The organism is Phyllobacterium sp. 0TCS1.6A (genome assembly GCF_026420825.1).
Lineage (GTDB): Bacteria > Pseudomonadota > Alphaproteobacteria > Rhizobiales > Rhizobiaceae > Phyllobacterium.
This window is the reverse complement of the sequence record NZ_JAPMAB010000003.1, coordinates 238,891-257,283: the sequence shown is the minus strand read 5'-3', so window position 1 is coordinate 257,283 and position 18,393 is coordinate 238,891. Positions and strand designations below refer to the sequence as shown.

The following is an 18,393-nucleotide window of genomic DNA, read 5'->3' as shown; positions in this document are numbered from 1 at the left end:
ATTTGAGGAGACATGCTGCCTTGAGGGAACAAGGTGGCTTTATGGGAGGAATTCATGTCTGTTAAGAATTGCATTGCAGCGACGTTGTGCGTCGGCGCGTTGGCGCTCATGTCCACCGGTCAAGCTCTGGCTCAGGAATACGTCTTACGGCTTAATCACGTGCACACGCCTGCCGAGGCTTATCACCAGGGCTTTCAGAAATGGGCAGATCGCGTCTTTGAGCGCACCAAGGGCGGGCTCAAGATCGAGGTATTTCACTCTGCCCAGCTCGGTGTTGAGGAAGACATCATTGAGCAGATCCGTATGGGGGCCAATGTCGGCCAAAACACCGATGCGGCGCGACTAGGCAACTACGTCCCAGAGATCGCGGTCCTCAACGGACCTTATCTGGTCAAGTCTTTCGATGAAGCCTTCAAATTGGCCGAGCTGCCTGTGGTTCAAGGATGGATCGACAAATTGGCGACACAGCACGGTCTCAAGGTTGTGTGTTTCGACTTCTCGCAAGGGCTGCGCCATGTCTTTACCAATCAGCCCGTCCGCAACCCCCAGGATCTCTCCGGCCTTCGCATCCGGACACCCCCGGCTCCCATCTGGCAGGAAGCGACCCGTGCGCTAGGCGCGGCGCCCACGGCTATGGCGTTCGGGGAAATCTATCCAGGGCTCCAACAGCGGGCGATCGACGGCGCAGAGGTCACTTACGCTAATATTCGGCCAAACAATCTCCAAGAAGTGGTCAGTCACGTTAGCGAAACAGGACATATCCTGCTTCTGAATTTCGAGGTCGTTTCAACGACCTGGTTCGAAACTCTTCCGCCCGAGTTCCAGACAGCGCTCGTCGAGGAGTGCCGCGTTGCAGGGCAGGAGACGACGAAAGTGCTGCAGGCGCAGGCTGAAACAGAAAAGGCGGCACTGATCGAAGCGGGAATGACCGTTGTGGACAATGTCAACCTCGAAGCGTTCAGAGCCGCGAGTGAGCAAGCATATAAAGCCCTCAACCTGACGGACGTTCGAGACGCGCTCTACAAAGAACTGGGCCGCTGATAGGTGATGGCTGGCTAGGAAATTCATATGAAGGCATTTTATCGTTCCCTTACGCGGTTGGAGGCTATCCTCGCCGGCTTCTTTCTCATCGCCATGATCTGTATGGTGTTATTGGGTGGAGTCGCGCGCATGGCGAGCATGCCACTCAATTGGACCATTGATCTATCAACCGGCTTTTTCGCCTGGGCCGTTTTCCTTTGCGCCGACATCGCATGGCGCAACAACACCCTCATGTCGCTGGATCTTTTCACAGAACGATTGCCATCCACGACCAGACGCGTCCTTGATAAGATCAATCTCGGGATCATAGCCGTGTTCCTCTGCTATGGCGTTTGGTATGGCGTAACTCTGGCATGGGCAAGCCGCGCGAGATCCTTCAACGGCATTCCTGGAGTGTCATATTCCTGGGTGACAAGCTCAATTGCCGTCGGCTGCACGCTGATGCTGATCACGACATTGATCAAGTTCAAGGACGCCCGCCTGGAACACGCACCCCCGACAGCATCTGTCAGCTGAGGCAAAACCATGCTCCTTGTCGCTATCGTCTTTGCCATTTTCCTTGTCATCGGAATGCCGGTCGCATTCGCGATAGGCATTTCCGGAATGATGTTCTTCCTGCAGCACCCCGAACTGCCCATTTCGATACCGCTGCAGATAACTGTATCGACAACGCAAAACTTCTCGCTCCTCGCCGTCCCACTGTTCATTGTAGCTGGCAACTTGATGAACCGCTCGGGCATTACGGAGGGCCTTCTCAATCTTGCATCCGTCCTCACCGGACGACTGCGTGGCGGGCTGGCCCAAATCTCGATCGTGCTATCTGCCTTAATGGGCGGTGTTTCCGGCTCGGCGATCGCGGATGCGGCTATGCAGTCCCGCATGCTCGGCCAGCAAATGATTGACCGTGGAATGACCAAGGGCTTTGCAGCGGGCGTCCTGTCGTTTTCCTCCTTGCTGACCCCCATCATTCCGCCGGGTATTGGAATGATTCTGTTCGGTACGATTGGATCGGTTTCGATCGGGCGCCTTTTTGCCGGTGGGATCCTGCCGGCGTTGCTTCTGGGCGTTGCGATGAGCCTTTCGGTCTGGATAACGGCGACCAAGCGGGGTTATCCCCCGGAACGCTCGACGCGCCCGACAGCCAAAGAGACGATCACTGCATTCCGCGGCGGCATTTGGGCCATCCTGTTCCCGGTTATCCTGCTGGTGGGGCTTCGCGCCGGTATCTTCACTCCGTCAGAGATTGGCGCCGTTGCCGTACTCTATGCCGTGTTTATCGGCTTTCTTATCTACAAGAGAATGAAGGTGAGCGACTTCATTGAAGCGCTGGAGTCAAGCCTTGGCGATGTCGGATCCGTAATGTTTCTGATCAGCCTATCTGCCATCTTCGGTTACGGAATTGTATTCGAGAGATTACCTGAGCTTGTGGCGTCGGGGTTGGGCACTCTGACCGATAATGTCCAGGTGGTGATGGTACTGATCGTGCTGCTCACAATCGTAGCCGGGCTCTTTGTCGATGCAACGGTACTGATCATAATGATGACGCCGATCGTTCTGCCGGTGGTCACCCGACTGGGTGGTGATCCTGTTCATTTCGGGATCATTTTCGTGATCGCGGCGACCTTGGGCAATTTCACACCTCCGGTTGGAGCTGCCATGTACACGGTCTGCTCAATCCTCAACGTCTCGATAAAGGACTATATCAAAGAAGGCTGGCCGCTGTTGCTGGCTATCAGCATTGTGACGGTTTTGCTGATCTTTGTCCCGAGCATTGTTCTTTACATACCCAACCTGATCTTCGGCTGATAAGGAGGCAGTTGCAGTATTGGCGATTGTCGAGAGCAAAATGATGAAGATCGAGAGACCAAGGTCACTGAAGGAACTGGTAGTGGACGAACTGCGAAGCCGTATCATCGATAACAAGATTCAGCTGGGCGCTGCTCTTTCGGAAAATGCGTTGGCCGCCGATCTTGGTATGTCGAAGACTCCGGTGCGAGAGGCGCTACAGCAGCTCCAGCTCGAAGGATTGGTAGAAGTGCTTCCGCAACGAGGCTCTTTCGTATTCCGCATAGCAGCAGAACAGGTCGAGCAGATCAGCGAATTGCGTACGGTATTGGAGCTTGCCGCTTGCCGCCTGGCAATTAACCGCAACCACACATCACTTGTTTCCCAGATGAGTGTCGTCATGGAGGAGATGCAGGCGGCCTATGACCGCGATGACACCGTTAGCTATCACAAACTGGACGGTGCGTTCCATCAGGTATTCATCGAGCTTTGCGGCAATCCTTTCCTTGTCGAAGCTTTCAGTCAGGTGGGCTTTCGTACACAGGCATTGCGATCACGCCTGTCGCGGATCGCAGACTTGAATTCGCGTTCAGTCGCGGAGCATCGCCAAATGCTCACCTATGTCCAGCGACAAGATATCCCTGAGCTTCAAGCTCTGTTGGCGGCGCATATCGACCAAACCCGCAAGTCCTATCTGCGAGTGCTGGAAGAACAGGAGAAATAAGTCATGAGCAACCGCCTTGACGGAAAAATTGCGCTCGTCACAGGTGCGGGTGCCGGTATTGGTCGGGCGATTGCATTGGCTTTCGCTGCGGAGGGTGCAAAGGTGATTGCCACCAGCCGATCGCCGTTTGAACTACCCGCAGGGATCGAAGCTCATCGTCTGGACGTCTCCGATCGAGCCGCAATTTCCAGTTTCGCAGCGATACCCCGCAGGGTGGACGTGCTTGTCAACGTCGCGGGCTATGTGCACACAGGGTCAATCCTCGACTGCCCGGATGAGGAGTGGCAAGCCTCCTTCGACATCAACGTGTCGGCCCCATTCCATCTCATTCGGGCATTTCTGCCCCGCATGATCGAGCGGGGCGGCGGCAACATCATAAATATCGGCTCGATAGCCGGGGCAATCAAAGGAACACCAAACAGGTTTGCCTATGGGGCGAGCAAGGCCGCTTTGATGGGCTTGACCAAAGGACTTGCTGCTGACTTTGTCAAACAGGGCATTCGTGCCAACTTCATCGCCCCTGGCACGACAGATAGTCCCTCGCTCAATGCGAGAGCCCAAGCCACTGGTGATTATGATGCAGCTCGAGCTGATTTTATCGCCCGGCAACCATTGGGCCGCCTCGGTCAGCCAGAGGAGATAGCGGCACTGGCAGTCCACCTTGCTTCCGACGAATCTGCTTATACCACCGGTGCCGTCTACGTCGCCGATGGTGGTGTAACCATGTGAGATCCCCTATGCGCGATGATAACCAAATTCTCGTACCGGTCGATGATCTGCGGCGACGCGTCTTGGCGGCTTTGTCTGATGCGGGAGCCAGTGAGGAATCGACTTCAGCCGCCGTACGGGCGCTGATGCATGCCTCCATGGTCGGAGTGGACAGTCACGGCGTCCGGCTTGTCGAACATTATTGCCGTATGCTGGCAAAGGGACGGTTAAACAAGCAACCACAATTATCGGTAAGGCGCACCGCCGTAGGCAGCGCAATGGTCCACGGCGACGATGGACTTGGACATTATGCAGCCTACAAGGCTGTAGAAGTCGGATTGGATATAGCGCGAGAAAGCGGCGTGGCAGCAGTCGGTATCGAGCATTCCTCGCATCTGGGCGCAGCCGGCGCTTATGCCACGGCGGGCGCAGAGGAAGGATTTATTACCTTCGCGACGACCAATACCGACGCAATGGTGAGCCTGTTCGACGGTGCACAACGCTTCCATGGAACCAACCCTTTGGCCTTTGCCGCGCCAGTCCCGGATAGCCGGCCATGGCTGCTTGATATGGCGACGTCGTCGATACCGATGAACCGTGTCCTATTGCATCGCTCGCTTCTCACCCCACTTCCATCCGGAGTAGCGGCCGACCAGGGCGGGTTGGCCACCACCGACCCGTTCAAGGTAGAAATGCTTCTGCCACTCGGCGGCGAAGAATATGGCTACAAGGGAGCCGGTCTGGCTGGAGTCGCCACGCTATTCTCCGCACTTCTAACCGGCACGACCCTCGATCCTGATTTTATACCCATGTACGGCACGGATAATATGCATCAACCACGCAATATGGGGCACTTCGTTCTCGTTGTAGATCCCGAGAAGTTTGTTGGTGCCACATTATTTGCCCAAGCCATAGCGGGATATCTCGCTTCTCTAAGGGGCGCTGCTCGCCGCCAAGGTGGCGGGCCTGTTATGGCGCCAGGGGACAGGGAGTGGGCGGAGGCCGACCGTAGGGCGGCGGAAGGTATTCCGATTGACCCGGATACTGCGCGATTCCTCAGCTATTAGAGAAGGGCTGTCGCGCATCATCCCGCCGCAGATGGGTAACCAGGTGAGTTGGAACGGTTGTTGTTCCGTTTCCGATGCGCCGCAATGAGCATCGTGGCTGGCCCGGAGAATGGCTCATGATTTCGGTTCCGGCACGTCTTTGAGAGAAAACCGGATCAGCATGTCGTGCCTATAGGTCTCGCCTGCCGTGAGAACTGTGGATGGGAAAGCGCTGACATTGGGGCTATTGGGAAAGCCCTGCGTCTCGAGGGCAAAGCCGGCATATCGAACGTAATGCGCTCCACCCTTTCCTGTGGCAGGGAAAGCACCGAAATGGTTCGCCGTGTAAAATTGCAGGCCCGGCTGGTTAGTATGAATGGCGATGGCGCGCCCCGATACCGGATCCCATGCCTCGACACTGGGCTCGTCTTCTGCGCATTCGTCAAGGCAGAAATTGTGATCATATCCACCTCCCGGCCATGCGTCTTCAATGCGATCTCCAATTGGATGTAAAGTGCGGAAGTTGAAGGGCGTGCCGCTGACAGGCCGCATGGTCCCCAATGGAATCTTATCCGCATCGACTGGCGTATAATATCCGGCTGCGATCCGAAGATGTTGGCCCAATACAGAGCCTGAATCATGGCCCGTCAGGTTCCAGTAGCCGTGATGGACGAGATTGACGATGGTGTTCCGGTCGCTGCTGGCCCGAATATGGATTCCAAGATCACCGCGGGTGTCCAGCGCATAGGTAACGCTTGCCGTCATATGGCCTGGATAGCCCTCATCGCCATGGGGACTGTCCAGCTCAAATCGTACGGCATGGCCGGAGGCATCCGGCACGGCTCCCCAGACACGTTTGCCAAAGCCCTTCGGGCCACCATGGAGATGGTGCGCACCATCATTGCAGGCAAGCTGGTAATCGACACCGTCCAGCGTGAATTGACCGGCGGCAAGACGATTGGCATGGCGACCACAGACTGCGCCGGCATTGCCGCGATTGGTCACATATGCGTCTGGTTGATCGTAGCCGAGAACGATATCCGCCTCGCAGCCCTTCCTGTCGGGCCGCCAGAGCTGATTGAGCACCGCACCATAGCTGAAGAGACGAACGCGCGTATCTCCACGCGCAATATCAAAGCCTTCTATGGGCTGACCATCGACAGAGCCAGCCAGGAAAGTGGTGAACGCCATGAACGCTCCTATTCCGCAAAGGTTTCGTCACGTCCACGCCGTATAGCGGGCAGAGCCACTAGCGCCACGAGCACCACGCAGATCACAAGGATACCAGCGCTGATTGGGCTGGTGAGCAGCACGGTGCTGTCACCCCGCGATAGAAGCAATGCTCTGCGCAGATATTCTTCCATCATTGAGCCAAGGATGAGCGCCAGCATCATCGGTGCCGGTTCTGCGCCTATCTTGCGCAGCAGATATCCAGCCACGCCGAACAACGCCATCAGATAGACGTCGAAGCTCGCATTGCTGACAGTAAACACACCGATGGCACAGAAGCCCAGAATGATCGGGTAAAGCAGATGATACGGCATAGAAACGAGTTTTACCCAGAAGCCAATCAGCGGCAGGTTGAGGATGATAAGGAACAGGTTACCCACCCACATGGACACGATCAGCCCCCAGAACAACGCTGGCTGGTCGGTCATGACGGTTGGTCCGGGCTGAATGCCCTGTATCAACATGGCGCCGATCATCAGGGCCATGACCGGATTGGAGGGTATGCCCAGAGTGAGCATAGGAATGAAGGCGGATTGAGCGCCGGCATTATTGGCAGCTTCCGGTGCCGCGACACCCTCGATGGCTCCCTTGCCGAATTCTTCGGGATGGCGGGACATTTTCTTTTCGGCTGCATAGGCCGCGAAGGAGGCTAGGTTGGCCCCGCCGCCGGGCAATACGCCAAGGATGGAACCCAGCCCGGTGCCACGCAGGATGGGCCAGAAGATCCGCTTCCAATCTTCCCGCGTCGGCAGGCTGCCCGAAACCGATTTGAGAGAAATGCTCCTGTCCAGTTTCTCTTCGAGATTGGCGATGATCTCTCCAATTCCGAAAAGACCCATGGCAATGGCGACGAACTCGAGGCCGTCATAAAGCTCCGGCACATCGAATGTGTAGCGGGCAACACCAGAATTGATATCGGTGCCCACGAAACCAAGCAGCAGACCAATAAGGATCATGCCCAACGCATGGAGTAGTGATCCATTGGCCAGCACCACGGAAGCGATGAGGCCCAGCACCATAAGAGAGAAGAAGTCCGCCGGCTGGAAATTGAACGCGACCTGAGCCAGAAAAGGGGCAAAGAGCGCAATGACCAGAGTGGCAATGGTGCCCGCGATGAACGAGCCAATGGCCGCTGTGGCCAGTGCCTTGCCGGCCTGGCCATTGCGCGCCATCTGGTAACCGTCGAGCGTGGTGACCACCGAACTGGTTTCGCCCGGCAGATTGACCAGAATAGCCGTGGTCGAACCGCCATATTGAGCACCATAGAAAATGCCCGCCAGCATGATCAGCGATGTTTCAGGTGGCAGACCGAAGGTCAGTGGAAGTAACATGGCGATGGTGGCGACTGGGCCAAGGCCGGGCAGAACGCCAATTGCAGTGCCAAGGAAAACCCCGACAAAGCAATACACCAGGTTCAAGGGGGTCATTGCCGTGACAAGGCCCAAACCGAGATTGGCCAACATATCCATTTACTGCCTCACCGAAACCAGGAGCCGAGAATAGGAATGGGCAGGCCGAGGCCGTAGGTGAACAGGGCCGCGCAAGCCAGAGTGAAGGCGATCACCCCCAACGCAGTCCGCCATTCCAGGCTGAACCTGTCGCTGGCAAGCGCCCCGAGGACGAGCAGCAGTGGCATCGTCATGGCAAGACCCGCCCGTTCAATCAGAAAGCCGAAGGCGAGGACGCCCCCGGTGATCAACGCAATGGCCTTCCAGGCAATTGGGCCGACAGCCTCGCCGGTCGTCGTGACGCTGCGAACGAAAGAAATCACCGCGAAAATCAACAGCAGGCAGGAAATGTAGAACGGAAAGAATCCTGGGCCCATATTGGCCGCGCTACCGATCACATAATCCCGGCCATAGAAAAGACCCGCCCCGCCCACCACGAGGTAGAGCAGCCCCATCCAGAAATCTTTCGGATTGCACACGAACGAGGGCATGGCCGAAATCCTTGGTTTATGAGCCCGTGCGCCCGTAAAGCTGACGAAACGTGCCGACATCGGCGAGGGAGCGGTCCCGCAGGATCGCGGTGTCCGACGCGGAATTGACCATGGCATAACCGGCATCGAATAATTCCTGCCAGGAACGTTGCAGGGGAACGGTGCCCATGGGAATGCCAGAGTCCAGAATCTTACGCTCGGCAAGTTCGAAATAGGGCACGACTTCCGGATGATGACGGTCTGCCAGATGACCGGCGGAGCCGGTCAGATCCATGGCGCCGATGAACACGACATCGATGCCCTCGACCTTGAGAATCTCGTCAAGATTTTCCACGGCCTTGACCGTCTCGATCTGCAAGACGACCAGAAGGCGCTCGGAAGCCGTAAGCTGATAATCCTTGATCATCCCATAATGGGAGGACCTGCTGCCAGCCCAGCCAGCGCCTCTTATACCGGAGGGCACGTAGCGGCAGGCTGCCACGGCCGCCCGGGCTTCTTCTGCAGTATCGACGGAGGGGATCATGATTCCTTCTGCTCCAGCATCGAGCGCCCGCTTGATCATCACATGATCGTTCCATGGCACGCGAACGATAGCGGTGGCCGGGTTGTTGGCCATAGCCTGAAGCTGGCCGATCAGACTGAGATTGTCGCCCACGCCATGCTCCTGATCGATCACGAGGTAATCATAGCCCGCGAGGCTCAGTAACTCGGTGACGACTGGACTTCCCGAGGACGTCCAGCAGCCGAGAACTTTTTCGCCGGCCACGAGGCGGGCCTTCATGGAATTATCTCTATAGGTCATCTCATCTCTTTCAATGCGCACAATTGCGGAAGCCTCAAGGCTTGGAGCCTGCGACGATACCTGCCTTCGCAATCAGGTCCCCGAACACTGCATGGTCCTGACGGCGACGCTCTTCGAGTTGCGCCAGCGTCTGCTGACCGGGCTGTAGCCCAAGCGTTGCAAAACGCTCGATCACCTTGGGTAATTGCACATAGCGGTTCATCATTTCGTTCAACTGCTGGCAGATTTCGGGCGGCGTCCCCTTCGGCACGGCAACACCATGCCACGAACGGATGGCCCAGTCGGGAAGACCAGCTTCCGTTGTCGAGGGGACATCGGGCAGGGATGGCCAGCGGCTTTCCCCAAGCGTGGCAAGGCCGCGCAATTCACCGCGTGTATGATAGCCGGCATCACCCATGGAGAAATTGACCTGCGTCTCACCCTTGAGCGTGGACTGAATGGCATCTGCCGCGCCGCGATAGGGGATGTGGGTCATTTCAATACCGGTGCGCTGCTTAAAATATTCACCACACAGATGTGTGAGCGAACCCTGTCCGTTGGAGGCAAAGTTCAGCACACCTGGATTGGCCTTGCCATAAGCGATCAGCTCTTCAAGCGTATTGGCCGGAACCGAGGGATGGACCGACATGGTATTGAACTGGTCGCCAGCAAATCCCACCGGCGTCAGGTCGGCTAGCGGGTCGTAACGCACATTGCCAAGGAACGGTGTCACCGCATAGAAAGTGTTGCTTACCGCCAGCAGCATGTAGCCGTCGGCGCGTGCGCGGGCGACCATGTCGCCGGCAATGCCACCACCACCCCCCGGACGATAGTCCACCACCACGGTCTGCCCGGTTTCCTTGGTTATCTCGTCACCAAAGCTGCGCGCGATGAGATCGCTGGTGCCGCCGGGATTATAGCCGACAATGAATGTGATATTGCCGCTCGGATAGCCGGATTGGGCGAAAGCGCCAGGTACGCGTGGCAGCACGAGGCCAGAAGCCGCTGCGCCGATGAAATGCCGGCGTGACAGTTTAAATTGGGTCATGACGATCTCCTCCCGATATCCGCCATTCCGCCGGCTTGATACGAGCGCCGGACTTGTAGTTTCACGGATGTATGCGCATTCATTTGCCTTGTCAACCTTGTATGGAAATGCAATATCAGTCGCAGCTATGCCTCAAAGCGGATGACACAGGCCTGATAGATGACCAAAGCCATTGAAGAGCCAACAATGCCTCGATCACCCCGCGCCGTTGACGTCGCCAAGGTTGCCGGGGTGTCTCAGGCGACCGTCTCCCGGACGTTTAACGAGCCGGACAAGGTTCAGCCTCACATCAGGCAGAGAGTACTGGCGGCCGCTGAAAGCCTTGGCTGGCTGCCGCACGGAGCAGGAAGCGCACTGGCGCGACGCCGCAGTCTGATCGCAGGCGCATTGATCCCGACTCTGGCAAATGGCATATTTGCCACCCATGTCGCCGCTCTGCAGGAAGTGTTTTCCGATGCTGGAATCAACCTGATCGTGTCGGTATCCAATCACGACCCCGCGCAGGCAATGCGCAGTACCCAGGCCATGCTGGCCCGCGGGGTAGAAGCCATAACCGTGGTTGGGGAAGATTTCGGCGATCCCATCTTCGATTTAATGGCGGCACGCCGTGTACCCTATGTCATCACTCATGGCTTCAATGCCAATAGTCGTCACCCCACAATCGGCATCGACAATTTCAAGACTTTTCAAGAAATTACGAATTATCTCCTGTCGTTGGGCCACACAACCGTCGGCATGATCGCTCCACCTCAAGCGAATAATGCGAGGGTCGAGGCCCGGGTCGGCGGGGTCCGTGACGCATTGGCGGCTGCAGGGCTGGGCATGCGACCAAAGCACTTCATCGAGGGGCCTTGGAGCATTCAGTTCGGTCGGGACAGTCTTGCGGCTATCCTGGCCGCCGGAAGCCCGACGCCAACTGCAATCATCTGTGGTAACGACCAGATCGCCTTCGGTGTGTTGACCGAGGCCAGAGCACGCGGCATATCCATACCGAACGATCTCTCCATCATCGGTTTTGACGACGATCCCATTGCGCAGCACACCACTCCACCGCTTACCAGCGTGAAAGTGGACCGAGCTTCGATGGGACAAGAGGCGGCGCTATATTTGTTGGCGCGCCTGCGCCGCGAAATGCCCGACCTGCCGCCCCCCATGCAGGCCAAGCTGATAGTACGCGGCTCGACGGCGCCAGCCAAACGCTGAATCTGGAAATCACAACTCTGCGCCAATGCGCATGTTCCGAACATAGTAGCGACCAATGTGTATGCGCATACAATTGCCGTGACAGGTCCAGCGGTCATGACATGCCGCACGCAAAGGCCGGAGACATGACTGCATCCGACCCGCCGTGCTCAAACTTCTCCCAAAATCACCCTGCCAAACGGGCGCCATCCAGACATGACAACACCCATAATTGAACGCTATTCGGTCGGATCGACGTCCCTTTCCCGATCGACTGCCATTTGCCATATAGCCGGTCTTGCCTGCAAGTCCTTGGGCAAAAGCGAAGGATTAGAGCTCCGGAATATTTTCCCTGAATATTACTTGTATGCGTGGCGGATGATTGTCGAAGGGCTGACCCTTGACGCTGTTTATCAACGCGGCGAGCGCCTCCCGCGCTTCAACGCGCGGGTTTTGATCGATGACGGCATCCATGGTGCCATTCAACAAAAGTCGTTTGGTGTTTTCGGTCAATTCGTGGCCGACGAAAATGACAGAATTTGATTTCCCGGAATCGATCAACGCTTGTCCGATGCCCTGATTGCCCGCGCCGAGATTATAGATGCCAGCAAGCTCTGGATGGCGCTCAAGCAAAGCCATGGTTTCCGTATAGGCTTTCTCACGGCTGTCCTCGATCTCCTTGAGTTCGACAATGTCAAGATGTGAGAACTCCTCCGTGATTACACGACGAAAGCCCATTTCACGCTCTTCATGACCACGATAGGAAAGGGATCCGGCAAAAAGTGCGATCTTTTTATCTGCTGACCGGACAAGGAAACGGCCGAGAATATAACCGCCGAGGCGGCCAGCAGCTCGGTTGTCGATGCCGATATAGCCGACGCGCGGCACATGCAGGATGTCAGATGCGATGGTAACGATGTGTGCGCCGGCTTCGGCAAGGGAGCGCATGGCCTCGCGCACGGCCGGATGATCCAGTGCGATCACGCCAATGCCTTGCGCCTGTCCCTTGAGCGCCTCGAGTGCGCGCGCCAGTGTATCGGGGTTGAAACCTTCGACACTGTGGATCGTCAGCTCGATCTCAGGCTGAAGAGCGGCCTGCGTGACGATCTGGTTGCGCAGATTGGCAATGAAGGTGTTTGTGCCCGCTGGCAAAACGAAATCCAGCCTGATGCGGTGGGCGGGATATGGGCTGGACCGTGTGCTGCCAGGCAGATAGCCAAGGTCCCGGGCGGCTTCGAGCACGATCTGCCGCGTGCGCTCTTTAACGCCTTCACGGTTGTTCAGCACGCGATCGACGGTAGAACTGGAAACTCCCGCTGTCTTAGCAATATCGCTCACCGTCGAACGCAAATCAGACTCCTCATCAAAATGATGGAAAATGATGTATTTCGAATTCCGCAGGATGCAAGCCCGGTCGTGCTAAGGACATGGGTTTTCCTCGTTAGAATCTAGTGCGCTACGAGATAATTCCATCATAAGACGTCATTGGTTCATAGGCGAGTCGTGGAATTCGGACGAAAATCGGCGCCAGTCATCAATATTGATGATAAATGATGTAAAATGATTGCTAATGGCGTTGACACTGCGATGTCGAGGCTTCAATAATCATCAAGTTGCCAATGGAGGTTGGCTTCTCCTCGAAGGAGGAGGGGTCCGGCTTGTCGATCCGTCGATAAGATGTGGACCCTTGGAGTACAGTGGAGGATGCAATGAGGGAAGCGCTGGGCTTTGCTCCTGATCCGCAGTTGCGGGCCAGGGAGTTCAAAATTGGCTGTGTCGGTGCAGGCATGATCATGTCGGAGTGCCATCTTGCGGCCTACAAAATTGCGGGCTTTACCGTCGCGGCAATCGCCTCGCGCACCAAGTCCAAGGCCGAAGCGGTAGCCGCACGCTGGGGTATCGGCATGGTTCACGACACGCCTGAAGCGCTGATCGCCGATGAAGCAATCGAAGTCCTCGACATAGCATATCCGCCGGACCAACAGCCTGCGCTCATTCGCACAGCGCTCGCACAGTCGCACATAAAGGGAATTCTGGCGCAAAAGCCGCTGGCTCTGACACTTAAGGAAGCCATTGCTCTTCGCGATGAAGCGGAACGGGCTGGTAAAATCCTCTCGGTCAATCAGAACATGCGCTACGACCAGTCGATGCGCGTATTGAAGCAAATTCTCGACAAGGGTGAGCTGGGTGCGCCCGTGATGGCGACGATCGATATGCGTGCGATCCCTCATTGGCAGACATTTCTCGAAGATTACGATCGCCTGACATTGTCCAACATGAGCGTGCATCATCTCGATGTGCTGCGATTTCTATTCGGTGAGCCAGAAACGATCACCACGCTAACGCGAACTGACCCGCGCACCAGGTTTGAACACAAGGACGGCATTACCGTCTCGACGCTGATGTTCGCAAGTGGCGTCATGGCTGTCTCGATCGAAGATGTCTGGTCGGGGCCGCGCGAAGAGGGCTTCGACAGCGATCTTTACATCAAGTGGCGCGTCGAAGGTACGGATGGTGTGGCACAGGGCACGATCGGCTGGCCCGATGGTTCGCCGTCCACGCTGACCTATGTGTCCAGGAAGACGACGAGCGGCAAATGGGTGAGTCCGAAATGGGAAACAATGTGGTTTCCACATGCCTTCATCGGCGTGATGGAGCAACTGCAATACGCCATTCAGTCGGGCGAACCGCCAGCGCTTTCAGTGGCCGACAATGTGAAAACTGTCGCGCTCATTGAGGCTGGCTATAAGTCGATCGATGAGTGCCGCACGGTCAGATTGTCTGAAATATCAATCAATTGAAGTAAAAGGGGAGGGATTGGATCATGATGCAGGTGGGTATTTTCAGCGGCTATTTTCCTTATTCATTGGAAGAAACGGCCAAAAAAATCCGCGCGCTTGATTTCAATACAGTCCAGCTGGACATGCACTTCAAGGATATTGACCTGAGCGCCGGTCAGATCACCAAGGATAAGTGCATCAAGATCCGCGAGACATTCCGCGATCACAATTTGCCGATATCGTGCATTTCCGGCTATACGAACATCATTCATCCGGACAAGGCTGAGCGCGGGCGGCGCGTCGACTATCTCAAAGAGATCATCCGTCACGCGCAATATCTCGGTACGCCTTACGTGATTTCTGAAACCGGTACCTACAACACGGAATCCGACTGGGTCCACCACCCAAAAAACAAGACCGAAGAGGGCTTTGAGGAATGCCGAAAGGTCATCGCTGACCTGTCGCAGTTCGCCTATGATCACGGCGCGGTATTTCTGCTTGAAACCTATGTGAACAACGTCGTTGGCTCTGTTGAGGAAACGGTCAAGATGTTTGCACAGGTCGATCATCCGGGCCTCGGCCTGTTGATGGATCCGACAAATTATTTCGAGACGCACAATATCGATCGGATGGATGAAATCCTCAATCAGGTCTTTGATACGTTGTCCGACAAGATCAAGATCGGTCATGCCAAGGACGTCAAGCGTTCAGGTGATGACAAAAGCGAAAAACATGCCGATATCGGCGACGCCGACGCGCTTGAAAGCCATACTTTCCGCGGCGTGGGTGAGATCGAACTGCCGGCTCCGGGCCTCGGTTCGCTCAACTATGACCTTTATCTCAAGCGTCTTGCCCAGAAACATCCGAATATTCCGATGATCATTGAACATCTCGATGAGACCGATGTGCCACGTGCGAAGAAATTTCTCGACGGAACGCTGCGCGCGCAAGGACTGTAATACCACGTTGAGCGGCCTGTGTGGCCGATGCGAAGTTCATCCTGGGAGCGCCGGCCGCTTTCGGAATTCAAACGGCCGCACGCTACAGTATTTAAGGTGCCAAAATGGTGAAGCTTTATGGAGAGGTGAGGTCGCGTCGCGACATTGCCGCAAGCAGTGGTTCTTTTGCGCAATTTGCGGGCGTTCGCCTGATGGTGCTCGAAGATGGTTTGGAGCGCGGCATAAGAATGCTGGAATTCCGGTCCGGCACCGGTTTGCGCTTCACCGTGCTGGTTGATCGGGCTTTGGATATTGCCGATTGCGAATACCGTGGCATGGCTATCGGCTGGCATTCTCCGTCCGGTTTCCGCCATCCGGGCCTGCATGAATATGAGGGTGAAGGCGGCCTGGGCTGGATGCGCTCGTTTTCCGGCCTGATGGTCACGTGCGGTCTGGATCACATCCTCTTCATGCATGATGAGTCTGCGGATCACTATAATTACAAGCCACGCCAGACGATCAAGCATTCCATTCATGGGCGCGTCGGCACCATTCCAGCGAAGCTCACCGGCTATGGAGAACGCTGGGACGGCGACGAATGTTATCTCTGGTGCGAGGGCGCCGTTACGCAAGGAACCGTCTTTGGCGAACATTTGGAACTGACGCGTCGCATCGAAATCAAGGCGGGCACCAACGATGTCAAGCTGATGGATCGCGTGACCAATAACGGTTTTTATCGCACGCCGCATATGTATTGTTATCACATCAATGTCGGGCATCCCGTTTTGGCCGAAGGCTCGCGCTATCTCGCGCCGATCAAGGATGTGGTCTGGGCGGCACATGCCGGAGACGACTACAAAAAGCAGGGTGTTGGCTATTGCACACTGCCGGCGCCACAGATGCAGTTTCATGAACAGGTCTGGCAGCATGAAATGGGTGCCGATGCCAATGGCGAAGTGCCGGTCGCATTGGTCAATGATCGGCTCGGCATCGGCTTTGAAGTCGTCACCCGCAAGGATCAGTTCGCGTGCATGTATGAGTGGCAGAACTTGCAAGCCGGGCAGTATGCGCTCGGCATAGAGCCCGCGACTAATCATGTGCTGGGGCATGGCGCTGCGCGCGAGCGGGGCGAACTGATCTGGCTCGAACATGGCGAAGAGCGCAATTACCATAGCACGTTCCGCATTCTCGCCGATGCCGCGGAAATTGCGGCGAGCGAAGCCCGAATTCTAGCCATTTGCAAACAGCCTGATGGCGATTTCCCGGTGCCATCAGGCAATCATATTGCCATTGGAGGCCGTTCATGAGCACATCGTCCCCATTTTCCGTCGAAGGCAAGACTATTCTTTATACGGGTGCTGCCGGGGGCCTGGGTCTCGAAACCACGTTGAGTTTTCTCCGCGCAGGTGCTCGGGTCGTGGCTATCGATCACGATCCTAAAAAGGTCGGCGAGCTCGAAAAAAAGGCCGCGGCACATGGTCTTGCCGGGCTTTCGATCCACACACTTGATCTCGCGGATTTGCGGGCACTTCGACCGGCATTGGAAGCGATTTCAAATGAAATCGGTGGATTCGATGTCGTGATCAACAATGCCGCGATTTATCCGTCGAAGCCGTTTGAGCACTATACGCTTGAGGAAATGCAGAAGGTGCAACACATCAATGTCGATGCAGGCATTGTCTGCGTTCAGGTGGCGCTGTCGCATATGCGGGACAAGGGATGGGGGCGGATCATCAACATTGCCAGTGTTACTGCCTATGGCGGCTGGGCGCTTCTCTCGCCTTACGTGCAGTCGAAGGGCGCGCTGATCGGACTTGCCCGCGCATGGGCACGCGAGTTTGGTGCTTATGGCATTACCGTCAACGCAATCTCTCCAGGTGCATTTCCAACGGATGCTGAAAAAATCCATCCTGATCCAGAAGCCTATACAAATTTCGTGCTGGAGCATCAGGCAATTAAGCGTCGCGGATCGTTCAGGGATATAGCCTCGGCCCTGATGTTCCTCGCGTCGGATGATGCCGGGTTTATCACCGGCCAGACCTTGAATGTCGATGGTGGATGGGTAATGCATTAAGCAGACATGATGCACTGGAGGAATGCGTGAGGAATCTGTATCTGGCGGTTGGCTCACTTAACCGCGAAGCGCCTTATTTTCAGGGGGCGCGTGGCGAAGGTCTTTCCGTCTATGCATTCGATACAACGACAGGACATGCGTCACATGTTTGTGCCACGTCGTCCGTCGATAATCCGACTTTTCTGAGTGTTGCCGCAGATTCAGGCGTCATTTACGCGAATTCCGAAGTGTTCGGCTGGCACGAAGGAGCGGTTAGCGCCTATCGCTTCGATGCTCGAAGTCGTGAGCTGGTTTATCTCAACAAGCAAAGCACACAGGGCAGTATAAGCGCACACAATACCGTGACCCGTGACGGACAGTTTGTGCTGGTCGCCAATTATGGGATGGGATCGGGTGGACCGGACCAGTCGCTTGTTTCGCTGCCAGTACGAGGCAACGGAAGCCTCGCTCCTGCTGCAAGCAGTGTTCGTCACGCGGGCACCCTGGGGCCTGCAACTGACCGGCAGGAACGCAGCCACCCGCATTGCGTGGTTGAAACGCCGGAAGGCGGCATATTCTTGTCAGCGGATCTTGGTCTCGACGAAGTCATCGCCTATCGGCTGGATGGCGCGGGTGCTTTCACGCGGCTGGGCAGTGTTGCGACGGCACCCGGTGCTGGGCCGCGCCATATCGCGCAGCATTCCAATGGGCGGTTCGTTTATGTCTCCAACGAACTGAATTCGACCGTCTCTCTGATTGAGCGTGCCGGCGAACACATGCGTCTTGCTCAGACCCTGCCGACGGTGCCGGCGGGCTTTGACTCGCATGGTGCGGATATTCACCTCTCGCCAGATGGCCGTTTCCTTTATTGTTCCAACCGTGGCCACGACACGATCGCAGCTTTTCGTGTGGACCAGGAGAATGGAAGCTTGGTTGAGATCGGTTACAGCTTTACGGGTGGTGCAACACCGCGTAATTTCACGCTGACGCCGGACGGCAACTGGCTTCTGGTCGCGAACCAGAATGCAGATTGCATTGTGATCTTCGCAATCGACAAGGAGACAGGCAATTTGACCGATACGGGTAAACGCATCGAAATTGGTACTCCCGTCTGTGTCAGGCCGTTCCATCTGTGAAC

18 protein-coding genes are annotated in these 18,393 nt (G+C 56.3%); 12 read left to right on the top strand and 6 right to left on the bottom strand.

Annotated features, from left to right (window positions below; translation table 11 throughout):
• The first annotated feature begins 54 nt into the window (after nt 1-54).
• Genes OSJ75_RS09350 through OSJ75_RS09325 form a run of 6 tightly spaced genes read left to right on the top strand, consistent with a single transcriptional unit; the run spans nt 55 to nt 5,325 of the window.
• Nucleotides 55-1,041: a C4-dicarboxylate TRAP transporter substrate-binding protein gene (locus tag OSJ75_RS09350; protein WP_250015639.1), complete on the top strand. Its 987-nt coding sequence runs from the start codon at nt 55-57 to the stop codon at nt 1,039-1,041.
• Between the two features lie 27 nt (nt 1,042-1,068).
• Nucleotides 1,069-1,557, top strand: coding sequence for a TRAP transporter small permease (locus tag OSJ75_RS09345; RefSeq protein WP_250015641.1), 489 nt, complete (start codon nt 1,069-1,071; stop codon nt 1,555-1,557).
• Between the two features lie 9 nt (nt 1,558-1,566).
• Entirely contained in the window at nt 1,567-2,847 is a 1,281-nt protein-coding gene (locus OSJ75_RS09340; protein WP_267227710.1) for a TRAP transporter large permease, read from the top strand.
• A gap of 40 nt (nt 2,848-2,887) precedes the next feature.
• Complete coding sequence (locus OSJ75_RS09335) at nt 2,888-3,550, top strand: GntR family transcriptional regulator (RefSeq protein ID WP_267227709.1); 663 nt, start codon at nt 2,888-2,890, stop codon at nt 3,548-3,550.
• Between the two features lie 3 nt (nt 3,551-3,553).
• A complete protein-coding gene (locus tag OSJ75_RS09330; protein WP_267227708.1) occupies nt 3,554-4,279 on the top strand; it encodes an SDR family oxidoreductase in 726 nt (241 codons plus the stop codon).
• A gap of 8 nt (nt 4,280-4,287) precedes the next feature.
• Nucleotides 4,288-5,325 carry an Ldh family oxidoreductase gene (locus OSJ75_RS09325; RefSeq protein ID WP_267227707.1) on the top strand — a complete coding sequence of 346 codons (1,038 nt, stop codon included), beginning with the start codon at nt 4,288-4,290 and terminating at the stop codon, nt 5,323-5,325.
• A 114-nt stretch (nt 5,326-5,439) separates the two neighbouring features.
• On the opposite strand, the gene OSJ75_RS09320 is transcribed toward OSJ75_RS09325, so the two are convergent.
• The 5 genes from OSJ75_RS09320 to OSJ75_RS09300 are packed head-to-tail and all read right to left on the bottom strand — an operon-like array spanning nt 5,440 to nt 10,302.
• Nucleotides 5,440-6,495, bottom strand: a complete 1,056-nt coding sequence (locus OSJ75_RS09320; RefSeq protein ID WP_267227706.1) for an aldose epimerase family protein — start codon at nt 6,493-6,495, stop codon at nt 5,440-5,442.
• 8 nt (nt 6,496-6,503) lie between these two features.
• Entirely contained in the window at nt 6,504-8,003 is a 1,500-nt protein-coding gene (locus tag OSJ75_RS09315) for a tripartite tricarboxylate transporter permease (protein WP_267227705.1), read from the bottom strand.
• A gap of 8 nt (nt 8,004-8,011) precedes the next feature.
• Nucleotides 8,012-8,473: a tripartite tricarboxylate transporter TctB family protein gene (locus tag OSJ75_RS09310; protein ID WP_267227704.1), complete on the bottom strand. Its 462-nt coding sequence runs from the start codon at nt 8,471-8,473 to the stop codon at nt 8,012-8,014.
• Between the two features lie 16 nt (nt 8,474-8,489).
• Complete coding sequence (locus tag OSJ75_RS09305; RefSeq protein WP_267227703.1) at nt 8,490-9,275, bottom strand: HpcH/HpaI aldolase family protein; 786 nt, start codon at nt 9,273-9,275, stop codon at nt 8,490-8,492.
• A gap of 34 nt (nt 9,276-9,309) precedes the next feature.
• Nucleotides 9,310-10,302, bottom strand: coding sequence for a Bug family tripartite tricarboxylate transporter substrate binding protein (locus OSJ75_RS09300; protein ID WP_267227702.1), 993 nt, complete (start codon nt 10,300-10,302; stop codon nt 9,310-9,312).
• Nucleotides 10,303-10,461: 159 nt separating this feature from the next.
• Between OSJ75_RS09300 and OSJ75_RS09295 the strand changes: the two genes are divergently transcribed.
• Nucleotides 10,462-11,505, top strand: coding sequence for a substrate-binding domain-containing protein (locus OSJ75_RS09295; protein WP_267227701.1), 1,044 nt, complete (start codon nt 10,462-10,464; stop codon nt 11,503-11,505).
• 309 nt (nt 11,506-11,814) lie between these two features.
• On the opposite strand, the gene OSJ75_RS09290 is transcribed toward OSJ75_RS09295, so the two are convergent.
• Nucleotides 11,815-12,834, bottom strand: a complete 1,020-nt coding sequence (locus tag OSJ75_RS09290; RefSeq protein ID WP_267227700.1) for a LacI family DNA-binding transcriptional regulator — start codon at nt 12,832-12,834, stop codon at nt 11,815-11,817.
• Nucleotides 12,835-13,193: 359 nt separating this feature from the next.
• On the opposite strand from OSJ75_RS09290, the gene OSJ75_RS09285 reads away from it, so the two are divergent.
• From OSJ75_RS09285 to OSJ75_RS09265, 5 genes are all read left to right on the top strand, one after another.
• Complete coding sequence (locus OSJ75_RS09285) at nt 13,194-14,285, top strand: Gfo/Idh/MocA family protein (protein WP_267227699.1); 1,092 nt, start codon at nt 13,194-13,196, stop codon at nt 14,283-14,285.
• Nucleotides 14,286-14,308: 23 nt separating this feature from the next.
• On the top strand, nt 14,309-15,223 hold the full coding sequence (locus OSJ75_RS09280) for a sugar phosphate isomerase/epimerase family protein (protein ID WP_250015656.1): 915 nt from the start codon (nt 14,309-14,311) through the stop codon (nt 15,221-15,223).
• A 104-nt stretch (nt 15,224-15,327) separates the two neighbouring features.
• Nucleotides 15,328-16,509, top strand: coding sequence for an aldose 1-epimerase family protein (locus OSJ75_RS09275; RefSeq protein ID WP_267227697.1), 1,182 nt, complete (start codon nt 15,328-15,330; stop codon nt 16,507-16,509).
• On the top strand, nt 16,506-17,276 hold the full coding sequence (locus tag OSJ75_RS09270) for an SDR family NAD(P)-dependent oxidoreductase (RefSeq protein ID WP_250015658.1): 771 nt from the start codon (nt 16,506-16,508) through the stop codon (nt 17,274-17,276). The genes OSJ75_RS09275 and OSJ75_RS09270 overlap by 4 nt, the downstream gene beginning before the upstream one ends.
• Nucleotides 17,261-18,391 carry a lactonase family protein gene (locus OSJ75_RS09265; protein ID WP_267227696.1) on the top strand — a complete coding sequence of 377 codons (1,131 nt, stop codon included), beginning with the start codon at nt 17,261-17,263 and terminating at the stop codon, nt 18,389-18,391. The genes OSJ75_RS09270 and OSJ75_RS09265 overlap by 16 nt, the downstream gene beginning before the upstream one ends.
• Nucleotides 18,392-18,393 lie beyond the last annotated feature (2 nt).

Bases quoted from the DNA above. Each gene is read 5' to 3' on its own strand.
- OSJ75_RS09270 (WP_250015658.1), top strand. From the start codon at position 16,506: ATGAGCACATCGTCCCCATTTTCCGTCGAAGGCAAGACTATTCTTTAT.
- OSJ75_RS09285 (WP_267227699.1), top strand. From the start codon at position 13,194: ATGAGGGAAGCGCTGGGCTTTGCTCCTGATCCGCAGTTGCGGGCCAGG.
- OSJ75_RS09280 (WP_250015656.1), top strand. From the start codon at position 14,309: ATGATGCAGGTGGGTATTTTCAGCGGCTATTTTCCTTATTCATTGGAA.
- OSJ75_RS09325 (WP_267227707.1), top strand. From the start codon at position 4,288: ATGCGCGATGATAACCAAATTCTCGTACCGGTCGATGATCTGCGGCGA.
- OSJ75_RS09345 (WP_250015641.1), top strand. From the start codon at position 1,069: ATGAAGGCATTTTATCGTTCCCTTACGCGGTTGGAGGCTATCCTCGCC.
- OSJ75_RS09295 (WP_267227701.1), top strand. From the start codon at position 10,462: ATGACCAAAGCCATTGAAGAGCCAACAATGCCTCGATCACCCCGCGCC.
- OSJ75_RS09320 (WP_267227706.1), bottom strand. From the start codon at position 6,495: ATGGCGTTCACCACTTTCCTGGCTGGCTCTGTCGATGGTCAGCCCATA.
- OSJ75_RS09300 (WP_267227702.1), bottom strand. From the start codon at position 10,302: ATGACCCAATTTAAACTGTCACGCCGGCATTTCATCGGCGCAGCGGCT.
- OSJ75_RS09315 (WP_267227705.1), bottom strand. From the start codon at position 8,003: ATGGATATGTTGGCCAATCTCGGTTTGGGCCTTGTCACGGCAATGACC.
- OSJ75_RS09275 (WP_267227697.1), top strand. From the start codon at position 15,328: ATGGTGAAGCTTTATGGAGAGGTGAGGTCGCGTCGCGACATTGCCGCA.
- OSJ75_RS09340 (WP_267227710.1), top strand. From the start codon at position 1,567: ATGCTCCTTGTCGCTATCGTCTTTGCCATTTTCCTTGTCATCGGAATG.
- OSJ75_RS09310 (WP_267227704.1), bottom strand. From the start codon at position 8,473: ATGCCCTCGTTCGTGTGCAATCCGAAAGATTTCTGGATGGGGCTGCTC.
- OSJ75_RS09265 (WP_267227696.1), top strand. From the start codon at position 17,261: ATGGGTAATGCATTAAGCAGACATGATGCACTGGAGGAATGCGTGAGG.
- OSJ75_RS09305 (WP_267227703.1), bottom strand. From the start codon at position 9,275: ATGACCTATAGAGATAATTCCATGAAGGCCCGCCTCGTGGCCGGCGAA.
- OSJ75_RS09350 (WP_250015639.1), top strand. From the start codon at position 55: ATGTCTGTTAAGAATTGCATTGCAGCGACGTTGTGCGTCGGCGCGTTG.
- OSJ75_RS09330 (WP_267227708.1), top strand. From the start codon at position 3,554: ATGAGCAACCGCCTTGACGGAAAAATTGCGCTCGTCACAGGTGCGGGT.
- OSJ75_RS09335 (WP_267227709.1), top strand. From the start codon at position 2,888: ATGATGAAGATCGAGAGACCAAGGTCACTGAAGGAACTGGTAGTGGAC.